We start from the raw sequence: 18,059 nt of genomic DNA, 5'->3' as shown, positions 1-18,059 counted from the left end.
AAGGAGCCTCAACGTGACACTGGACATCATGATGCCCTTCTACGGCCGAGCGGACCATTTTCGCGCCGCGGTCGACAGCATCCTCGCCCAGACTGACCCTGACTGGAGGTTGGTGGTCATTGACGATCACAACCCCGAGGAGGCTCCCGGACAGTGGCTGGTCGAGCTTGGAGACCCGCGAATCCGGTATGTCCGTCACACGGTGAATGTGGGCATCAACGCAAACTTTCAGAGCGCCATCGACCTAGCTGAGGCTCCTTGGCTTACGATTTTCGGTTGTGACGACGTCATGCTCCCCGGTTACGTTGCGCGTATCAAAGAATTGATCGACATGCACCCCGAGGCCACCTTCATCCACCCGGGAACGCGGGTAATTGACGAAAATGGCGATGTCACGATGAACCTCGTTGATCGAATGAAGGCGGTATATCGCCCACGCTTCCACGGTTCCCTCGAGCTTTCCGGTGAGCGGATGGCGCTCAGCCTCACCCGAGGCAACTGGATGAACTTCCCGGCCATAGCGTGGCAGCGGGATGCTATTTGTCGTATCGGATTCCGCCCCAATTACAAAGTTGTTCAAGACCTCGCACTCGCCATCGATCTAGCATTTGCGGGTGCACGACTGGTCGTCGATGATCAAGTGGTATTCGAGTATCGGCGTCACTCAGGCAGCGTGTCGTCGTGGCGTGCAGCCGAGGGCAGCCGGTTTGCCGAAGAGCAGGCGTTTTTTCGGCGTCTTACACGAGAATTTTCCAATCGAGGCTGGCGACGTGCCGCCCGAGTGGCGCGCACGCATGCTTCATCGCGGATTAATGCGATGACCAGGATCCCCGAGGCGGTAGCGGCACGTAACAGCTCAGGCCTGCGAGTTCTCGTTCGGCACGTTCTAGGACTCAAGGTGAGTATGGTGGCGCAGGACTCCTAGCTGTTCGGTACGACCTTGTAGATAAACATTTGTGACTTCGGTAGGTCGAAACCCGACTCTGTGGACAAACAAGCGTGGTCAATGCGCTGGTCGGTCGATAGCACGTATTGAATATTTTCCTGGGCGAACTGTGAGCATGCGTCGAACGTAACGCTGATTTGGTCTGCCGCGGGATTGGATACGACTGGCTCCCCTGGCGCTGCCGTCCAGCTCACCCCGGCGAGTCGGTTCCATTCAAACTCGTAGGCATCCGCTGGGTCGATAGCCGACCACATTTGCTGTGAAGGCGCGCCTTGAAAACCGTTATAGGCGCGCACACCAGATTCAAGCAGCATTGCGGTTGTCAACCCGCTACCGACCCCCACCCAGGTCTGCGGGTTTGCTTCATCAATGGCCATGATGGCCTGCGAGACGTCTGTTTCGCGCAGGTCGAGCACGCCGCGGTACACCGGGTTGGTGAGTCCGCTCCCAGCTACGGTGACGATGAGAAATGCCGCAGCACCGAGCCGCGGCTTCCGCCGGGCGAAGAAGAAAATTGATGCAGCGGACAAGGTGGCCCAAACCCACCACAGTTGCGCCGTCTCCAACATCGCGGGGAGCCCGCGAAGAGCCACGTATCCGATGAGCAATTGAGATGCTAGAAACAACCCCGCAGGAATAATTGCGAGCCACCAACCGGCCCGCAACCGGTACTTGTCCAGATAGCTGACAACGTAAGCCAGCAGCCCGATTGAGGCCAGCCCCATGCCTAAGCGAACACGGTTTCCGGTTGTTTTGTCGAGCAGAAGGAGCTTCGACAGACCGTCCCAGCCGGGGAGAAAAAGGTAGGCAAGAAACAGCACCACAACGAAAATCAGGCCGACCAGGGTCCACGGTACGGACCTCTTTGCTTTCATCTCCCGGGCAATGATCCAAATGACGACTGGCAGCAGAAAGATCCCAATATAGAAAAAAGTGGATGCCTCGGAAGAGTTGGCGCCCAAAAGCCCCGCGCGCTGGTCGTTGAGTGATTGTGTGAACGACGATCCGACAGCTGACATGAAACTCGGCAGATCGCCCATTCCGGGCGGCGACGAGCGGTCTCCAGGGTAGGCCGTTCCAAGAAACGCATCCACAACAGTGCGCTTGGAATACAGCCAGAGACCGGTAACCGCGGATGCGACGAGGCCCCCGGCCAGCAGTGGAGCTATGCGCTTGAAAACACCACCTCGGAAGGGCCTCTGTCGAAGGTGATCTACGAGCTGACCAACGGCAAAGAAGACGACCACCAGAACGGCAGGCACTATGAATGGAACGTAGATCCCCGTCGCCATTACAACAGTCAGATATCCGACAATGCTTGCCCAGATCCATCGTGATGCCACCGATGAGCTCTTGAACGCCCAAACTAAGGCCGCCATGCTTGTCAAAGCCCACACTGCGGGCCAAAGAGTCGTGGATAAATACCACCATTGGAAGAGCGGGCTAAAGAAAAACCCGACGGAAATCATGGCCACAACGATTGGACGACGGGGAATGACCGACACAAGAAACACGTACGCAGCCGCGATGAGCGCCAATCCCGGCAGCCACCATTTGAAGGCTATGGCGTGGTCCACGTCCATCACCATGAAACCCCATAGGTGCGGGCGAAAGGCAACGGTCCAGTCCACGCGCGGGAGGTCCTGAGGCAGGGTGGCATCCATCCCGCCCGGAAACGTCTCATTGGTGAGTGGAAGGCCCTGCTCTACTTGGGCGATCGCCCACACGGTCTGCACGTTCCACTCGTCGGATCGAGTGGCCTGGGGCTGGCCGGCGATCAGGTCAGGGTCACTCCCGTACGAGATCTGGTCGTGGAAGACTCCCGAGGAAGATCCATTGATCCCGAGCGCCACCAGCACGATTCCCACCAGCACGAGTAATGCCGGCAGAGCCAGAAGCACTCGCACCCGAGGCAGATTGTCGCTTTTCGGTGAAATGAACCGGCGATATCGGGCGAACCACTCAGCCGAAGCTGATGGTGCTCCCCCCGTCTGAAACGATGACACATTTTCCCCTTGCTCGATCAAGCCTGAGATCCGCGAGGAGACGCGGTGAACCCAAGTTTCAACAGTAAGCGATCGATTCCGCTATCGGATTCGAATATCCCAGACGACATTGCTGCGCAGCACCTTCGCCGGTTGCCCACCGATAACGGAGTTGTCGGGAAAGGTCTTGCCCGTTACGAGCGACCTGGCAGCGACCACAGAGTCACGTCCAACGCGACTCCCTCCCAAGATCAGCACCTCGGCGCCCAACCAAACTCTGTCGTCAATGACGATACTTTCGGCAGGATTCAGTCGCTCGCCAGTGTCCTTGTCGAGGATGGAGTGCATGTCGGACGTCCACACATCACCCCCGCCAAACAGACAGTGACTTCCGATGGTGATAGAAGACGGCTCGTGCATGAATAGCCGGAGTGCACCGTTGACCATCATCCCTTCGCCAAGGATCAGGTGGCAGCCGTCGGACATAAATATTTGCAATGACGTATTCAAGGTGGCAAGCCCGGAAAGGTCAATCGAACAATTGGAACCGCTGGTAATAGAAATTCGAGCCAGAACGGTTTCGGAAACTCCGTCTGTAACCACGCTCGTTCCGTGCCCTAACTCCCAATTCTGCGAATAAGAAGGCTCGTGCACCACTTTGGTCCTGTTGAAGAATCTCATACTCGAGGCAGCGTCCCTTCCCACGACCTGACTGTACCGGAGCCCTCCCGAAAGATGATGACTCCGCGCGCGGATATGTCGATCACTTGCGGCGGCGCAGTCTGCTCTGAACTTTCTTGACGACCACGCGCGGTCCACCGGCACGCAGGTAGTGCACGAGGAGACCGATGTCGTGCCGAATGCCATGTTTCGGCCGGCGCACGAAGGTACGACGCACAACGCCGTTTCCGGCTGCCACGACGCCGCTCTCAATCAGGTCGGGAGCATGGCGAGGATCAGCAACAAAACTGACCAGCGGTTCCAGCACCGTCTGCCACTCGTACTCAGCGCGAACCCGCTTGATGTTTCTGCGTGCGGCCTTGATGAACGTCTCGTCGAAGAGCACCTTTTCCAGGGCATCCGTGAGCGCCGCGACGTCGCCAGAGGGAACGACGATGCCGAGCTTCTCCGCGGCGACGAGTTCCGCGAAATGATCGCCTTCGGTGACCACCATCGGCAGCCCGGCCCACAGGTAGTCGAGAATTCGGGTGCGGAAGGAGAAGGTGGTCTCGACGTGCGCGAAATGCGTGCTGACGCCGGCATCCGCTTCACCGAGGTAGTTGTGCCGTTCGGCGTAGTCAACCCAGGAGGCATTGAAGAAGACGGCACGATCCAGCACGCCGAGCTCACTGGCCAGGGCGCGGGACTCGGCGACAATTCCCATCTCGGGCACGCCGGGGTGCGGGTGCTTGGTGCCCTGAAAGAACAGTCGAACGTTGTCGTGGCGCGTTGACAGATCGGCCACGGCAGAAATCAGTGTCTTCGGGTCAAACCAGTTGTACAGCCCACCGCTCCAGAGCAGCAGTTTGTCGTCGGTGCCGATTCCGGGCAGCACGCCCTTGAGCACCGGGCTGGTCGCTGGCGGAAAGACGGGGTTGAGGCCGAACGGCACGACGTTGATGAGCTCGGTGAGGTCGGGGTCGTCGGCGTAGTTTGCCGGGTTGACGCGCCCCAGCGCTGCGAGCTGTCCCAGATAGAAGTGGCGCTGGCGTTCCGAGGCACAGAGAAAGAAGTCTCCGCGAGCGAGTTGCTCATTGAGCACGTCGGTGGCGTCGGAGACCTGCCGCTTCCACTGCTCCGTGCCCTGCTCCCGGCCCTGTTCCAGCTGCTCCAGGTGCATCGGGTCATAGATATCGGCGACGATGATCTTGTCGCTCTTGCGCAGGGAATCAAACAGCGCCATGGCGAGGCCCTGGAAGACGATGACGTCACTGGCCGATTCCAGTTTGCGCATGGCCCGGTCATCGCCCGGTCGCACGTGCACGATCTCGAATGGGGCAGAGACCGGCTCGGCTCCCGCCAGAGTCACGAGAGTCACGGCGTTGTCCTTGGAAAGCGCCTCGGCCATGTGCCAGGCACGAATGGCCGGACCCGCCATCTTGGCGCCGATCGGGTCGCCGGTAATAATGAGCACCCGGTTCAGCACGGGCACCTCGGTCACGCCGAAGGCCTGAATGATCTTGTCGTAGCCCTCGAGGTAGTGCTCGGTCGGGTAGGAGGGAGCATCCGTTTCAACGAATAGCGGCCAGATTCGGTTGTCGGCTACCACGCGGCTCGCTTGAATTTCATTGCGCGATACCAGCAGAGACGGCAGATTCTCGACGAACTGATCGATCGCGTACATTCCGGCGACGGTCTCTTTGGCCACCGTGGTGTCTGGACCGTTGTCAGCGCCCTTGCGCAGATCGAATTCGGTGGAGTCGAGGCTTCCGCGAGCTACGGCGCGGCGCACGGCCAGGGCCAGTGTGGCGGGGAACGTTTTGGCCAGAGCTTCGTCGCCGAGGTTTTTGTACTGCGTGAACAGGGCGTTGCGTTCAAGAAGATAAGTCTCCTTGAACGATCCGTACGAGCCCATGGACGCGTGGTGTTTGTGGAAGGCGATGGATGCCGGCGCATACGCATAGCGGTATCCCTTGAGGTTGAGCCGCCAACCCAGGTCGACGTCTTCAAAGAACATGAAGTAGCGTTCGTCGAAGCCGCCGAGCTCGTCATAGACATCCCGGCGAACGAACATGGCCGAGCCAGTGCCGAACAGCACGTCCTGCTCAACGTCCGGCGTTGTCGGTAGCGGCTGCCCGGTGAGGGGCTTGTAGCCCATGCCGAACCAGGTCATGGCCGACCCGATGTAGTCCACCAGAAGGCCATCCCAGTCGACAACCTTGCTGGCAACCGCGCCAATACGAGGGGATTTTTCGAAGGTCGCCACGGCCGCGGCGATCCACTGCGCATCCGGCTTGGCGTCGTTGTTCAGAAACGCCAGGTACTGCCCGGAGCTCGCTGCCACGCCCAGGTTGCAGCCGCCGGCAAACCCGAGGTTCTCTTTCGAGACAACCAGTTTGACGTGCGGCGCAGCGGCTCGCAAACGAGCCTCGCTGTCGTCACCCGACGCGTTCTCGACGATGATGATTTCGAGCTGGTCCTGCGACCAATTCAATTTCTTGAGGTGCTCGAGCGCCTCGATCGTGTCGTCGGTGCCTCGGTAATTCACGAGTACAACGGAAACGACACCCGGTCGGAGCTTGGTCATGCGGGCCTCTCATACGGGGAACTAATGCAGAGCAAAGTCTACCAATCCGCGCGACGGGCGAGTTCGAAGGTGCTCTCGCCCCCTACGTTTTCTGTAGAATGTTGGTATATGCCAGCCGAGCGTGAAGTGATCTAATGACGGAACCGATGATGCGACTAAGCGAATATCTAAGACTGCTACGAACCAGCTGGGCCCTTATCCTCATCTTTTGCCTTTCGGTGGGTGCGCTCGCTTTAGGTTTGAACTCGCTGCAGTCACCGGTCTTCAGATCAACTGCGACTCTGTCAGTCGCTGCCTGTGTGACGTTCGAGGACGGTGCCGGCTGCGACCCCGTGAGGGGCACGGCGTACGCCGTGCAGCGCGCGATCATCTACGCGGATCTCGCAGCGTCAGATCCCGTTGTGCGTCAAACAGCGTCAAGCGTCGATTTCAAAGTAGACGCACAAATGTTAGCGGGCGCAATTACTGCTGTAGCCCTAACGGGAAATCCCCAACTCACGGTCAGCATTGACTGGCCGATTGAGGCTCAATCCGCAGTGCTCGCAAACGCTGTTTCAGCCGCAGTCATGAATTATCGAAGCTCAGCAATCGACGGCGTCAGCGGAGAAAGTTCCTACGTCGAGCTTTTCGTGTCAGATCCTGCTGTCGGTACGCAGACGCTCACTGAGTCAGCCACCACCGCCGTCGTCTTAGGGCTCACTCTCGGCCTCGCACTGGGGTTGGGCCTCGCCTTTTTGAGATATTTCTTAGATCGTCGTCTTCGAACCCCCCGGGAGGCCGAAGACTTGACTGGCCTCAATCTTGTGGCATCTCTTCCCCTCGGCGTTCAGGCGAACCGGCGACAGAAGCCTGCCTCAGAGGCAATGCTGGCCGACTCTTTTCGTCGCATCAGAGCCGTTGTGCTGGAGCGGATGAAAGCACCTGGAGCGCGAAACATCCTCATTACCTCCACTCAAGAAGCCGAGAATGCCGTTGACGTCGCAATCTATCTTGCGTCGTCTATCGCTGAAACTGGGATGCGCGTACTGCTCGTCGATGCAGATCTGTGCGATCGCAACGTTGGCGCCCACTTTGGATTCGACGATAACGGGGGACTCGTTGACCTAGTCACGGGGGCAGCGTCTTTGGAGGATCTACTGCACCATGTCGGCACAAGTTCCCTGAGCGTTCTAACAGCGGGCGCAAAGACCGACGATGGTTCCGATTTCATGTCGCACGGTGCTGTTTTAAAAAAGCTCTCAGAGTTGACATCCGAGTTTGAGGTCACAGTGATTGCCGCTCCACCCGTTTTAGCCCGTTCAGACACGCTTTCTCTTTTGCCCGCGGCTGATGCTGTTCTCCTTGTAGCTGGCGTGGGGGTCGTCCATCGTCAGGAACTCGTGCAGGCTGTTCGCACTCTGGAGCAACTTGGGAAACTGCCGGTTGGCTTTGTCGCAACGGGCGCTGCTTAACCGATGAATGCGTCTTTTGAATGGAACAACTGGCCGTGGAGAGAATTGAAGCAATGACTAGTCAGAGATCGAGAACACGGTTGCATCAACGCTTGGCACCGTTGCGGATCTTGTTTGGTGGACAATTCTTCTTTGACTCTGCCTCTTGGGCTGCCGCCCTTATCCTCGCGACCATCTTTCGGTACGAGTTTGCGCTGCAGTACGTCTCGTGGTTACCTCTTCTCAGCCTCTGCGCAACCGCGATCGTTCTGCAGTGGTTGGCGGGCCGTATGCTCCACCTCTACCGGGGCAGATTCAAGGTCGGAACGTTCCACGAGGTACAGTCGCTCGCGTTAACCGCCTCAATCGTCGCAGTCATAATCGGACTGCCAGTTCTACTTTTCGGAATCGTCCTGCAAATTCCGCGCAGCGCTGTCCTCGTTGCCTTGCCAATCGTCCTGGTACTAATGGGTGCCGCGCGTTATCTACGGCGTTTACGCGCCGAGAAGAACGCCAAACCCGACGAGACGGCACAACGAACAATCATCTATGGCGCTGGGTACCTGGCCAGTCATCTCGTTCCGCAAATGCTTACTGACCGCCGTTCAAAATATCTCCCCGTGGCTCTCATCGATGACAGCCCCACAAAGCGAAACTTCTCCGTACATGGCATCCAAGTACTGGGCGCAGGCCATGATCTTGAGACTGTCGCGGCGCGTACCCAAGCAACGGTGCTTATCGTGTGCATCGCACGAGCCAATGCAGCATTCATTCGGAGTATCACCGACGCCGCGAGTGATGCCGCACTCCGTGTGCTTGTTCTGCCGCTCATGGACGAACTACTGGAGGGCGGATTCGGGCTCGGAGACCTCAAAGACGTTTCAATTGAGGACCTCATTGGGCGCAACCCGGTTGACACGGAAATTGAATCGATCGCCGATTATCTGACCGGCAAGAAGATCTTGGTCACCGGTGCCGGTGGGTCGATCGGCTCAGTTCTGTGCAAACAAATCGCGAAATTTGCTCCGGCCGAACTCATGATGCTCGACCGAGACGAATCGGGCCTTCAGTCCACCCAAATCGCAATTGATGGAAATGGGCTCCTTGATACCAGGGACGTTATTCTCGCAGACATCAGAGACCCTGAGGCAATCTCAAAGATATTCAGTGAGCGTCGACCTGAGGTCGTTTTCCATGCGGCCGCACTCAAACACCTGCCGATGCTGGAGCAGTACCCCGACGAAGCGTGGAAAACAAACGTGATTGGTACGCTGAACGTTCTGCAGGCGGCACGCGCTGTCGGCGTCGGTACGTTCATCAACATCTCAACCGACAAAGCTGCCAACCCTACGAGTATCCTCGGTCACTCAAAACGAGTCGCCGAGAAGTTGACTTCGTGGGCGGCTCAGGAGACTGGTAAGACCTACCTTTCCGTACGTTTTGGCAACGTCATAGGAAGCAGAGGCTCGATGCTACCGACATTTACGGCACTCATCGAGTCCGGCGGCCCCCTCACAATTACGCATCCCGATGTCACCAGATTCTTCATGACCATCCCCGAAGCCTGCCAGCTTGTCGTTCAGGCTGGCGGCATAGGACGGCCGGGTGAGGTCCTGATTCTTGATATGGGTGTTCCCGTGCGTATTTTGGATATTGCGCAACGCATGATCGCCATGTCGGGCAAGAACATCGAGATCGTCTACACCGGCCTCCGCCAAGGGGAGAAGCTCCACGAAGAACTTCTCGGGGATAGCGAATCTGATTCGCGCCCGCTGCATCCAAAGATTTCTCATGCACTCGTGGCCGCCCTTGAGCCCAGCAAACTGGATAAGCCTGAATGGGATCGCCGTGCCGGGGTTAATTCTCCCTACCAAAGCGTGTCGGAGCATCAAACACTATGAGTAAACGTATCTTTATGTCCGCACCCGACGTCGGAATTCTTGAGGAAACGTACGTCACGAATGCCATTCGCTCCGGTTGGATTGCACCCCTCGGCCCAGACGTCGATGCTTTTGAGAGTTCGATTGCGGAGTTCACACAGCGTTCGCATGCAGTTGCGTTGAGTTCCGGAACCGCGGCGCTTCACCTTGCTCTGCTGGCTCACGGGGTGAAACCCGGCGACGTTGTTGTGACGTCAACAATGACGTTCGCCGCCACCGCTAACGCGATCCGATACGTGGGCGCTGAGCCATATTTCATAGACTCACTCGCCTCCACCGGAAATATCGACCCGTCACTCTTGGACGAAGCGTTGACTGGTCTCTACACTCGGGGTGAACGCGTCGGAGCAGTTCTGCCCGTGGACCTCCTCGGCAAAGTCGCCAACTATCCAGCGATCCTTGCACTCACCGCTCACTTCGATGTTCCGCTAATTTCCGACGCTGCTGAGTCTCTCGGAGCCAGCCGCTCCGGCCACCCCGCTGGATCGTTTGGATCGGCCGCGGCGATTTCATTCAATGGGAACAAAATAATGACAACGTCAGGTGGCGGCATGCTCCTCACCGACGATCCCGACATCGCCGCCCGCGTGCGATATCTCGCCACGCAGGCTCGCCAGCCCGTCGCCCACTATGAGCACACGGAAATTGGCTACAACTACCGCCTGAGCAATATTCTGGCCGCGCTCGGTCGAGCCCAGTTGGAACGACTGCCATCCATGATCGCGCGACGTCAGCACGTTCGGGACGTATACCGGAAGTTGTTCGCCCCAATTGCAGGCGTTGCAATCTTCGGCGGCGACAACGACTCCGGGGATAACTTCTGGTTGACCTCTATCACGGTCGATCCGATGGTCACCGGCTGGCGAGCTAGTGAACTCTCTGCCGCACTCGCGGCGGAGAACATCGAAAGCCGTCCGCTATGGAAGCCGATGCACCTACAGCCAGTATTCGTTCACAGCCGCGCCCTCGTGAACGGGGTATCAGAGCGATTGTTTGAAACCGGGATCACTCTTCCCAGCGGATCCGTGCTCAGCGATGAGGATCTCGCGAGAATAACGGCTTCCATTCAGGCGTTCCTGGGCACAAAATGAGGCGACGCACAATTCCGTATGACGAGGTTAAACGCGGCAGTGATGCGGTGATCGCGACCATTACACTGCTCGCTTCTTTGCCCGTCCAAGTCATCATCGCGACTTTGGTCGCCGTAAAGCTCGGCCGCCCGGTGCTATTCAGACAGCCACGCCCCGGATTGAACGGTCAGGTTTTTACGCTCTATAAATTTCGCACGATGAAGACTGCCGACCCCACCAGAGGACTCAGCACCGACGCGGAGCGATTGACACCATTCGGTCGCGCCCTCCGCGCCACGAGTCTCGACGAGCTGCCAACCCTCATCAACGTCATACGTGGCGACATGAGCCTCATCGGTCCGCGTCCGCTCCTCGTGTCGTACCTCGATCGATATACCCCCGAGCAGGCCAGGCGACACGACGTGCGCCCCGGAATAACCGGCCTAGCTCAGGCGTCTGGGCGCAATGCAATCAGCTGGACCGAAAAATTCGCCCTGGACGTGTACTACGTTGACCACAAGTCTTTTGCCCTTGATATCTCGATCCTGGCAAGGACTGTCAAAACCCTGCTGAAACGCGAGGGGATAAGCGCAGCACATAGTGCGACGATGCCCGAGTTCGGTGCGGGCGAGGCAGGCCCGACCTAAGAATCCGCCCCATACCGCGAATACTTTTGGACACACGATCAGGAATAGGTACTTGTAATGAAGGTTCTCATCACCGGCGGCGCCGGATTTATCGGCTCCAATCTCACCCGCCACATCAACACTCAGCACCCCGAGTGGGAGGTGCGCATACTGGACAACCTAAGCACCGGATTTCGCGAAAATCTCGACGGTCTTGACGCCCACTTTTTCGAGGGCAGCATCCTGGACCTGGAAATACTCGCCGCAGCGTCAGACGGCGTCGACTCAATCGTGCACCTCGCCGCCATTCCCAGCGTCCCTCGTTCCGTCGCAGAGCCCCGTCCGACCCATGAGGCCAATTCAACAGGCACGCTCAATGTTCTTGAAGCCGCACGCACGGCGGGCACCGAGCAAGTCATCGTTGCTTCGTCCAGCTCCGTCTACGGAAGCAACCCTGCACTCCCCAAGTCAGAATTTGACTGGACCCGCCCGATGAGCCCCTACGCCGTCAGCAAGCAGGCTACAGAAGGGTATCCGCTGGCATACAATTTCTCGTATGGAATGAAGAACCTCGCGTTTAGATTCTTCAATGTTTATGGGCCAGGCCAGGCCGCTGGGCACGCCTATGCAGCGGTTATTCCACAATTTTTGGATGCTGCGTTATCCGAAAAGAGCCTGCTTATCCATGGGGACGGACTTCAGTCCCGAGACTTCACGTTTGTCGGCACGGTCTGCGACGTCATCACCACGTCTATAGCCGAGAAAATACACTCAAATGACCCGGTAAATCTGGCGTTCAGCACCAACACGACGCTTCTAGCGCTTATTTCTCAGATCGAGATGGCTCTGGGCCACTCCGTTGGCAAGGCGCATCAGGCAACCAGAGTCGGCGACGTACGCGCCTCGCAGTCCGACGGCGTACGGGTTCGGGCATTGTTTCCTCAGGTCGAACCGGTCACACTTGAATTCGGCTTAGCGCAAACCGTCGCTTGGTTCAAGGAAGTTAAAGCCGGAGCGACCAACGGCGCATGACACGACCACCAAGGATAATGCTCGGCGTGACAGCGGACATCTCGCTCACGCTCATGCGCGGATTTCCGGAGTACCTGCGCGACGCTGGTTGGGAGGTTCATATCGTCAGTACCCCCGGCCCCGTCCTCACGTCATTATCGGGACTAAACGGTGTCATCACGCATTCCCTCCCGATGGAGCGGCAGCCGTCCCCCGTAAAAGATGTCCTCGCGCTGGCTGCCTGGCTCCACCTTTTAAGGAAAGTCCGGCCCGATATTGTATCCGTCGGCACTCCCAAGGCAGGACTCCTAGGGGGTATAGCCAGCCTGCTTGCACGCGTACCCGAGCGTGTTTACCTCCTGCGCGGTTTGCGCCTTGAAACTGCTCACGGTTTTCAACGATGGGTCCTCTTAAATCTTGAGAGGCTCTCTCTTTCGACGGCCACTCAGATTCTGGCGGTAAGTCCGAGCCTGCGCCAGCGCGTCATATCCCTTGGACTCGTGGCCCCTGGGAAGGTTCGCGTGCTCGGTCACGGAAGCTCCAACGGAGTAGATTTAGCAGCATTCTCGCCAACGAAAATCTCCCATGAGCGAGTCGCGAGTCTCGCCACACAACTCGGCATCATCTCAGACATCCCTGTAGTGGGCTTTGTTGGCCGCCTAACGCACGACAAAGGCCTGGCGGACCTCGCTGTCGCCCGGGAAATTTTAACCAAACGCAACATCGATCATCAAATTCTGCTCGTCGGTGAAATCGACGAGGGTCAGGATCAGGACATACTTGTCCGCTTGCAGGCCGCCGGCCGACCTGTCGTTGCAACAGGATACGTCTCTAATCCGATACCGTACTATTGCCTGATGGACGTGCTGTGCCTGCCGACACTTCGCGAAGGCTTCCCCAATGTTGTACTAGAGGCGGGCGCCTCCGGCTTGCCGACTGTAACAACGAACGCGACAGGAGCCGTCGATTCCGTTATTGACGGTCAAACGGGCCTGATCGCCCAGGTTGGGGATTCGAGATCACTCGCGAACAAACTTGAGAAACTACTCCTGGACCCAACCTCCAGGTCAGTGATGGGCAGTGCCGCGAAGGCGCACGTCTCGAAGAATTTCGATCGTAACCTTGTATGGGCAAATCTTGCTGAGTTCTTCAAGTCGCTTGGGCCACAGGACGTGCCCACACAGAGGGAATTGGGCTAAGCACGTGACTTTCTTGGCTGCTTTGGCGACGTGCACTTTCATTGTCGTCGGTCTGGGCGTGAGCCTATTTGCCGGACGTTACTCGCAGACGTTGGTGCCAACCGCTGCTTCCTTTCTCGTGCACACTGTCGCAGCGTTGTCCATTTTTTACGCAGTCGGACTCGGCGCACCAGATGCGGAGTACTACGACAGGGCAGCATCGGCGCTCGCGAGTGACGGTCCTGAGGTCAACGTAACGGCCGGTAAGGAAGGCTGGATTCTCATATTGGGTGCCATTTACAGTCGAATTGGACACTTTCCTGAACTCGGCCTAGTCCTGAACGCGACGTTTGCAGCTCTTACAGTTTGTGTTGCGGGTTTGACCGCTGCACGGCTGAATCTCCCCATTGGACCGACCGCATGGTTCACCGCGGCATTTCCGTCAGGAATCATCTGGAGCTCCTTCCTCTTGCGCGAGTCATTTAGCTGGCTTCTCATTGGTCTCTGTGCCCTCGCATTCGCAGGACTGGCTCGTGGAAGTGTCAGCCTGGTCGACATTGCTCTCGCTATAGCGGCTATTACGGGACTCCTACTTGTACGGGGGACGGCTGCCGTGGCGGTAGCAGCTGCAGGCCTAATCGCCATCGCGTACGTTCGGCGACGCTACCTGTCCTTTATGTTGGGTACAGCACTCAGCGCGCTGATCGTTTTCGTAAGCCCTGTGGGAGCGAGACTGAATGACATCGTCGGCGGAATCACAGTTGAAACGTTCAACACATCTCGCACAGCGCTCAGCGGCTCTGCCACTACTAGCTGGCCCACGGTTGAAGTGACCGGCGTGGCCTCCGCGTGGGAGGCGCTAATTGTCGCCTTTCCAAGAGTGATGTTCGGTCCGTATCCGTGGGAGTGGCCGTCAATGTCTGCTCCGCTAGCGCTCGATGGGCTGGCTTGGCTCGCAGTTCTGGGCTTAACAGTAATAGGCTGCTTTGCCGTGGGGGATAGGCGCGTAGCAGTTCTGCTGCTGCCGGCGGCCGTGCTGCTAGCAGCACTCATTGTTGGAAGCGGGAACTACGGCACTATGGAGCGGCTGCGATTACAATCGACATTCCTGATGATTCCCGTCGCAGCCGCTGGACTCGTTTCGCTCATTCCACATTCCAACACTCGGATTCGCGCCCCTAGGATCCCCAACAAACCGGGATTCTGAGCTTCCAACTCGGACTAGTTCGACCAGCGAACTATCATGCCGCCCCAGGAGTAGCCGACGCCGAATCCGAGAAGCATCACGGTCATTCCCGACGTTAATACGCCCGACTTCTTGGCTTCGCTAAGCGCGATAGGAATCGTCGATGAAACGGTGTTCCCTGAGTTCTCCATACTCACATAAAACTTCGATTCCTCGACGCCGAGCTTCTTACGTAAGTGCTCAAGCATGTAACGGTTGGCCTGGTGGAAAATAAAAAGATCTACATCCTTCAGCGCCATCGATGCCTTCTCCAAGATTTTCTCCACAGAGATGGGAACCACTCTTAAAGTGAAGTTGAATATCTCAGGCCCATCCATATATAAATCGAACCCATTAGAAGCCAAGTTGCGCGCTGCCGGAAGTGCGTTCGGCGCGATCAAATCAGCGGGGCGAAGGCCTCCCCCAGGTACTATCAGGTTCTTTCCGCCGGACCCGTCGGTACCGTAACTAAAAGCAAAAAGTTCTTCCGCTTGCCCCGACGCTGTTACCAATGTCGCCGACGCGCCATCTCCGAAAATCGTCCGTACAGACTTGTCTTTGTCATTGATGAATTTGCTATAAGTGTCGGATGTAAGGACGAGAACAGTCTTCACCTGCTCGGACTCAATCAGCCCCTTCGCGAGACCTAGCGCATAAATATACCCCGAGCATCCAAGACTAATATCACTGGCCCCCACACGAGTCGACAGGCCGAGGTTGCCGTGCACGATGCACGCCGTTGCCGGCATATAGAAGTCCGGGCTCTGACTGCACACGATAATATAGTCGACGCTCTCGGGATTGACCCCGTGTTCAAGAAACAGCTTTTCGGCAGCCTTCGTTGCCAGATGAGAGGAAAACTCGTCCTCACCAGCGATCCCTCGTGACCGTATCCCCGTTTTGGAGGCGATCTTCTCGACCGTCCATTCAGGAAACTCGGCAGTAAGCACCGCATTTGTCAGTCGCTTTTCGGGAAGGTAGTAGCTAACAGCGGCGATGCCGGCCTTGGTCGTAATGTTAACTCCACTCAATGACAGCACCTCCCCACGACAACCCGACGCCAAAGCCTAGAATCATAATTCTGCTGCCCTCTCTAATCTTGCCTTCGCTCTGTGCTCGAGCGAGGGCTATGGGGATCGTTGAGGACCCCGTGTTGCCCACGTCAGAGAGCTCAACCGCGAACTTCGACTCATCAATCCCCAACTTCTTTCGCAGATGCTCAATCAGATAGCCATTCGCCTGATGAAAAACGAAATAGTCGATCTGGTCGAGCGTCAAACCAGTCCGGTCAAGAATTTGTGCAACACAATCAGGTACGACACGAAGGGTGAAATTAAAGATCTCCATCCCGTCCATGTACATGTCGTATCCGTTGGTCTCTAGTCCGCGAGTCGCGGCGTTCGAACGAGGAGAGTACTGGTCGCCCCGCCTCAAGCTTCCATTTGGGATCACCAAGCTAGGACCGCCGAGACCGTCGCTCCCGTAGGTGAAGCCAGTTAGCCGCGAGGACGGCATATCTCCACCGACAAGAGTGGCTGTCGCTGCATCCCCGAAGATTGGACGAGTGCTCTTATCCGTAGGATTCGCGAGCTTACTGTGAGTTTCTGCGGTGATGACGAGAGCATTCTTGACTTGGTTTGATTCGATTAGGCCTTTGGCCATTCCCAGCGAATAGATGTAACCCGAGCACCCAAGATTCACGTCAACGGCTCCGATTTCTGTGCGGAGACCCAGCGAATCTTGAACGAGACACGCCGTCGTAGGCAGGAAAAAGTCAGGGGTCTGGGTGCAGAGAATCAGGTAATCGATGGATTTCGGATCTACTCCTTGAGACGTAAAAAGATTCCTGGCGGCGTTAACGGCAAGAGTCGACGTGAATTCCTCAGGCCCGGCAACGTGCCGGGTCATTATCCCGGTCTTTGCCGCAACTCTATCGATTTTCCAATCAGGAAATTCAGCGTCAATTTCCGCATTGGTTACGACCTTTGACGGAAGATAATATTCGATTCCACGCAAATGAGCGCTCACACATTCCTCGATCCATAAGACTTACTCGGATTTCCAAAACTTGTGACTCCGGGTGGCACGTTTCGGAGGACTACGCTCCCCGCTCCAACGAGGGCGCCTGCCCCAACCCTCTTCCCTGGTATGACGGTTACCGCCGTACCGAGAAAGGCCTCTCTTTCCAGGACGACACCCCCGGTCAAATTGCACGAAGAACTCAGAGTGACGAAGTCCTCGATAACAACATCGTGACCAATTGTGCAATTAGCATTTATGTGCGAGTGAACGCCGATGACTATGTCTGACGAAATAACGACGTTAGGGCACACCACCAAACCGCTGCCTGCCACAACGTTCAGTCCCACGACAGCTGTGTCATGAACAAACTGGGCGAATACTCCTGAACGCGCCTCGATTTTCTCAACAACTTGGCGCCGCAACTTCGGCGATCCAATCGCACAGATGAGCTTATCGAATTCCGACGGTATGTAATCTTCTATACTTCCCACAATTGGCGCTGGCAGCCCACTCAGATCATCTCGATCGTCGACGTAGACGACGCTGTCGATTTTTTCACGTTGAAGAAAGCGGGGTGATGACCGTTGCCAGGCGAAAACCTCGCGTCCGAATCCACCCGCACCAATTATGACCAGCCTGCTCATTGCGCTGTGTATCCCCCGTCAACAGTCAGGGACGTTCCTGTGACCCACTGCGACGCCGGAGAGAGCAAGTAGAGCACCGCAGCAGCAACGTCCTCCGGCAGGCCGAGGCCGAGCGGATGGGCTGCCTTCACTGTCTCAAAGCTTTGACTGCCAATCGTTTCTGCCAAGGACTGCGTCATTGCAGTTTGAACGACACCCGGACTGACACAATTCACTCGTATACCGTCGCGTACGAGCTCGAGGGCGAGCGACTTGGTGAGAGCCAATATTGCTCCCTTGCTCGCGGAGTAGAGGCTCACTCCCGGCTGACCGACGACTCCGACTGCCGAGGACAAGAAGACTAGTGAGGCATTTGGCCGCCGCACTTGCTTGTGACGAAAGGCCTTGGCCACCATGAGCGCGGAACCGACGTTCAGATCGAAAAGTTCATGGTAATCCGACGGTTCCACAATGCGAAGCGGAGCCGCCTGGTGCATTCCGGCGGCGTGAACAACCCCGTCGAGTCCCCCGAGTTGCGTCGAAACCGTGCGCACAGCACCTCCAATTCCGTTCAATAGGGTCAGGTCGCACGAAAGCGTCATGTGGCCGTCACCAGCCATCAACGCGCGAGTTTCCTCGAGCTTAGAAACGTTCCTGGCGAGGAGCGCTACGCGAGCCCCATACTTACTGGCTTCGACTGCAACTGCGCGTCCGATTCCGCTCGACGCACCGGTGACCAGGAGGGTCTTGCCCTCA

General features: G+C 57.3%; 15 protein-coding genes. 8 read left to right on the top strand and 7 right to left on the bottom strand.

What is annotated here, in order from left to right:
* Positions 1-13: 13 nt before the first annotated feature.
* Positions 14-925: a glycosyltransferase gene (locus E3T41_RS13175; RefSeq protein ID WP_134478982.1), complete on the top strand. Its 912-nt coding sequence runs from the start codon at positions 14-16 to the stop codon at positions 923-925.
* Here E3T41_RS13175 and E3T41_RS13170 read toward each other — a convergent pair.
* The 3 genes from E3T41_RS13170 to E3T41_RS13160 all read right to left on the bottom strand — a co-directional run bounded on the left by E3T41_RS13170 (position 922) and on the right by E3T41_RS13160 (position 6,178).
* Positions 922-2,952: a hypothetical protein gene (locus E3T41_RS13170; RefSeq protein ID WP_166791562.1), complete on the bottom strand. Its 2,031-nt coding sequence runs from the start codon at positions 2,950-2,952 to the stop codon at positions 922-924. The two genes, E3T41_RS13175 and E3T41_RS13170, sit on opposite strands and share 4 nt — an antisense overlap.
* Before the next feature lie 81 nt (positions 2,953-3,033).
* Positions 3,034-3,534, bottom strand: a complete 501-nt coding sequence (locus tag E3T41_RS13165; RefSeq protein WP_134478978.1) for an acyltransferase — start codon at positions 3,532-3,534, stop codon at positions 3,034-3,036.
* A 160-nt stretch (positions 3,535-3,694) separates the two neighbouring features.
* Positions 3,695-6,178 (bottom strand): glycosyltransferase, encoded by a 2,484-nt coding sequence (locus E3T41_RS13160; protein ID WP_134478976.1) that lies wholly within the window; start codon positions 6,176-6,178, stop codon positions 3,695-3,697.
* Positions 6,179-6,531: 353 nt separating this feature from the next.
* Here E3T41_RS13160 and E3T41_RS13155 point away from each other — a divergent pair, with 353 nt between their 5' ends.
* The 7 genes from E3T41_RS13155 (at position 6,532) to E3T41_RS13125 (ending at position 14,640) form a co-directional block, all read left to right on the top strand.
* Positions 6,532-7,629, top strand: a complete 1,098-nt coding sequence (locus tag E3T41_RS13155; protein WP_134478974.1) for a CpsD/CapB family tyrosine-protein kinase — start codon at positions 6,532-6,534, stop codon at positions 7,627-7,629.
* Positions 7,630-7,649: 20 nt separating this feature from the next.
* The gene (locus tag E3T41_RS13150; protein ID WP_241991173.1) at positions 7,650-9,509 is read left to right on the top strand and encodes a nucleoside-diphosphate sugar epimerase/dehydratase; all 1,860 of its coding nucleotides are present in this window, start codon (positions 7,650-7,652) and stop codon (positions 9,507-9,509) included.
* Positions 9,506-10,639, top strand: a complete 1,134-nt coding sequence (locus E3T41_RS13145; RefSeq protein ID WP_134478972.1) for a DegT/DnrJ/EryC1/StrS aminotransferase family protein — start codon at positions 9,506-9,508, stop codon at positions 10,637-10,639. The genes E3T41_RS13150 and E3T41_RS13145 overlap by 4 nt, the downstream gene beginning before the upstream one ends.
* Positions 10,636-11,265 carry a sugar transferase gene (locus E3T41_RS13140; RefSeq protein ID WP_134478970.1) on the top strand — a complete coding sequence of 210 codons (630 nt, stop codon included), beginning with the start codon at positions 10,636-10,638 and terminating at the stop codon, positions 11,263-11,265. The genes E3T41_RS13145 and E3T41_RS13140 overlap by 4 nt, the downstream gene beginning before the upstream one ends.
* 57 nt (positions 11,266-11,322) lie before the next feature.
* A complete protein-coding gene (locus E3T41_RS13135) occupies positions 11,323-12,276 on the top strand; it encodes an NAD-dependent epimerase/dehydratase family protein (RefSeq protein WP_134478968.1) in 954 nt (317 codons plus the stop codon).
* Between the two features lie 26 nt (positions 12,277-12,302).
* Positions 12,303-13,454, top strand: a complete 1,152-nt coding sequence (locus E3T41_RS13130; protein WP_166791561.1) for a glycosyltransferase family 4 protein — start codon at positions 12,303-12,305, stop codon at positions 13,452-13,454.
* Positions 13,455-13,590: 136 nt separating this feature from the next.
* A complete protein-coding gene (locus tag E3T41_RS13125; RefSeq protein WP_134478964.1) occupies positions 13,591-14,640 on the top strand; it encodes a hypothetical protein in 1,050 nt (349 codons plus the stop codon).
* Positions 14,641-14,654: 14 nt separating this feature from the next.
* Here the strand turns inward: E3T41_RS13125 and E3T41_RS13120 are convergent, their stop codons facing one another.
* The 4 genes from E3T41_RS13120 to E3T41_RS13105 are packed head-to-tail and all read right to left on the bottom strand — an operon-like array spanning position 14,655 to position 18,043.
* On the bottom strand, positions 14,655-15,689 hold the full coding sequence (locus E3T41_RS13120; protein WP_241991172.1) for a 3-oxoacyl-ACP synthase III family protein: 1,035 nt from the start codon (positions 15,687-15,689) through the stop codon (positions 14,655-14,657).
* Complete coding sequence (locus E3T41_RS13115) at positions 15,676-16,686, bottom strand: 3-oxoacyl-ACP synthase III family protein (RefSeq protein WP_134478962.1); 1,011 nt, start codon at positions 16,684-16,686, stop codon at positions 15,676-15,678. Before E3T41_RS13115 ends, E3T41_RS13120 begins: the two co-directional genes overlap by 14 nt.
* Complete coding sequence (locus E3T41_RS13110; protein ID WP_134478960.1) at positions 16,683-17,324, bottom strand: acetyltransferase; 642 nt, start codon at positions 17,322-17,324, stop codon at positions 16,683-16,685. The genes E3T41_RS13115 and E3T41_RS13110 overlap by 4 nt, the downstream gene beginning before the upstream one ends.
* Positions 17,321-18,043 carry an SDR family NAD(P)-dependent oxidoreductase gene (locus E3T41_RS13105; protein ID WP_255455287.1) on the bottom strand — a complete coding sequence of 241 codons (723 nt, stop codon included), beginning with the start codon at positions 18,041-18,043 and terminating at the stop codon, positions 17,321-17,323. The genes E3T41_RS13110 and E3T41_RS13105 overlap by 4 nt, the downstream gene beginning before the upstream one ends.
* Positions 18,044-18,059 lie beyond the last annotated feature (16 nt).

The organism is Cryobacterium sp. Hh38 (genome assembly GCF_004403235.1).
Classification (GTDB): Bacteria; Actinomycetota; Actinomycetes; order Actinomycetales; family Microbacteriaceae; genus Cryobacterium; species Cryobacterium levicorallinum.
This window is presented reverse-complemented; position numbering and strand designations above follow the sequence as displayed.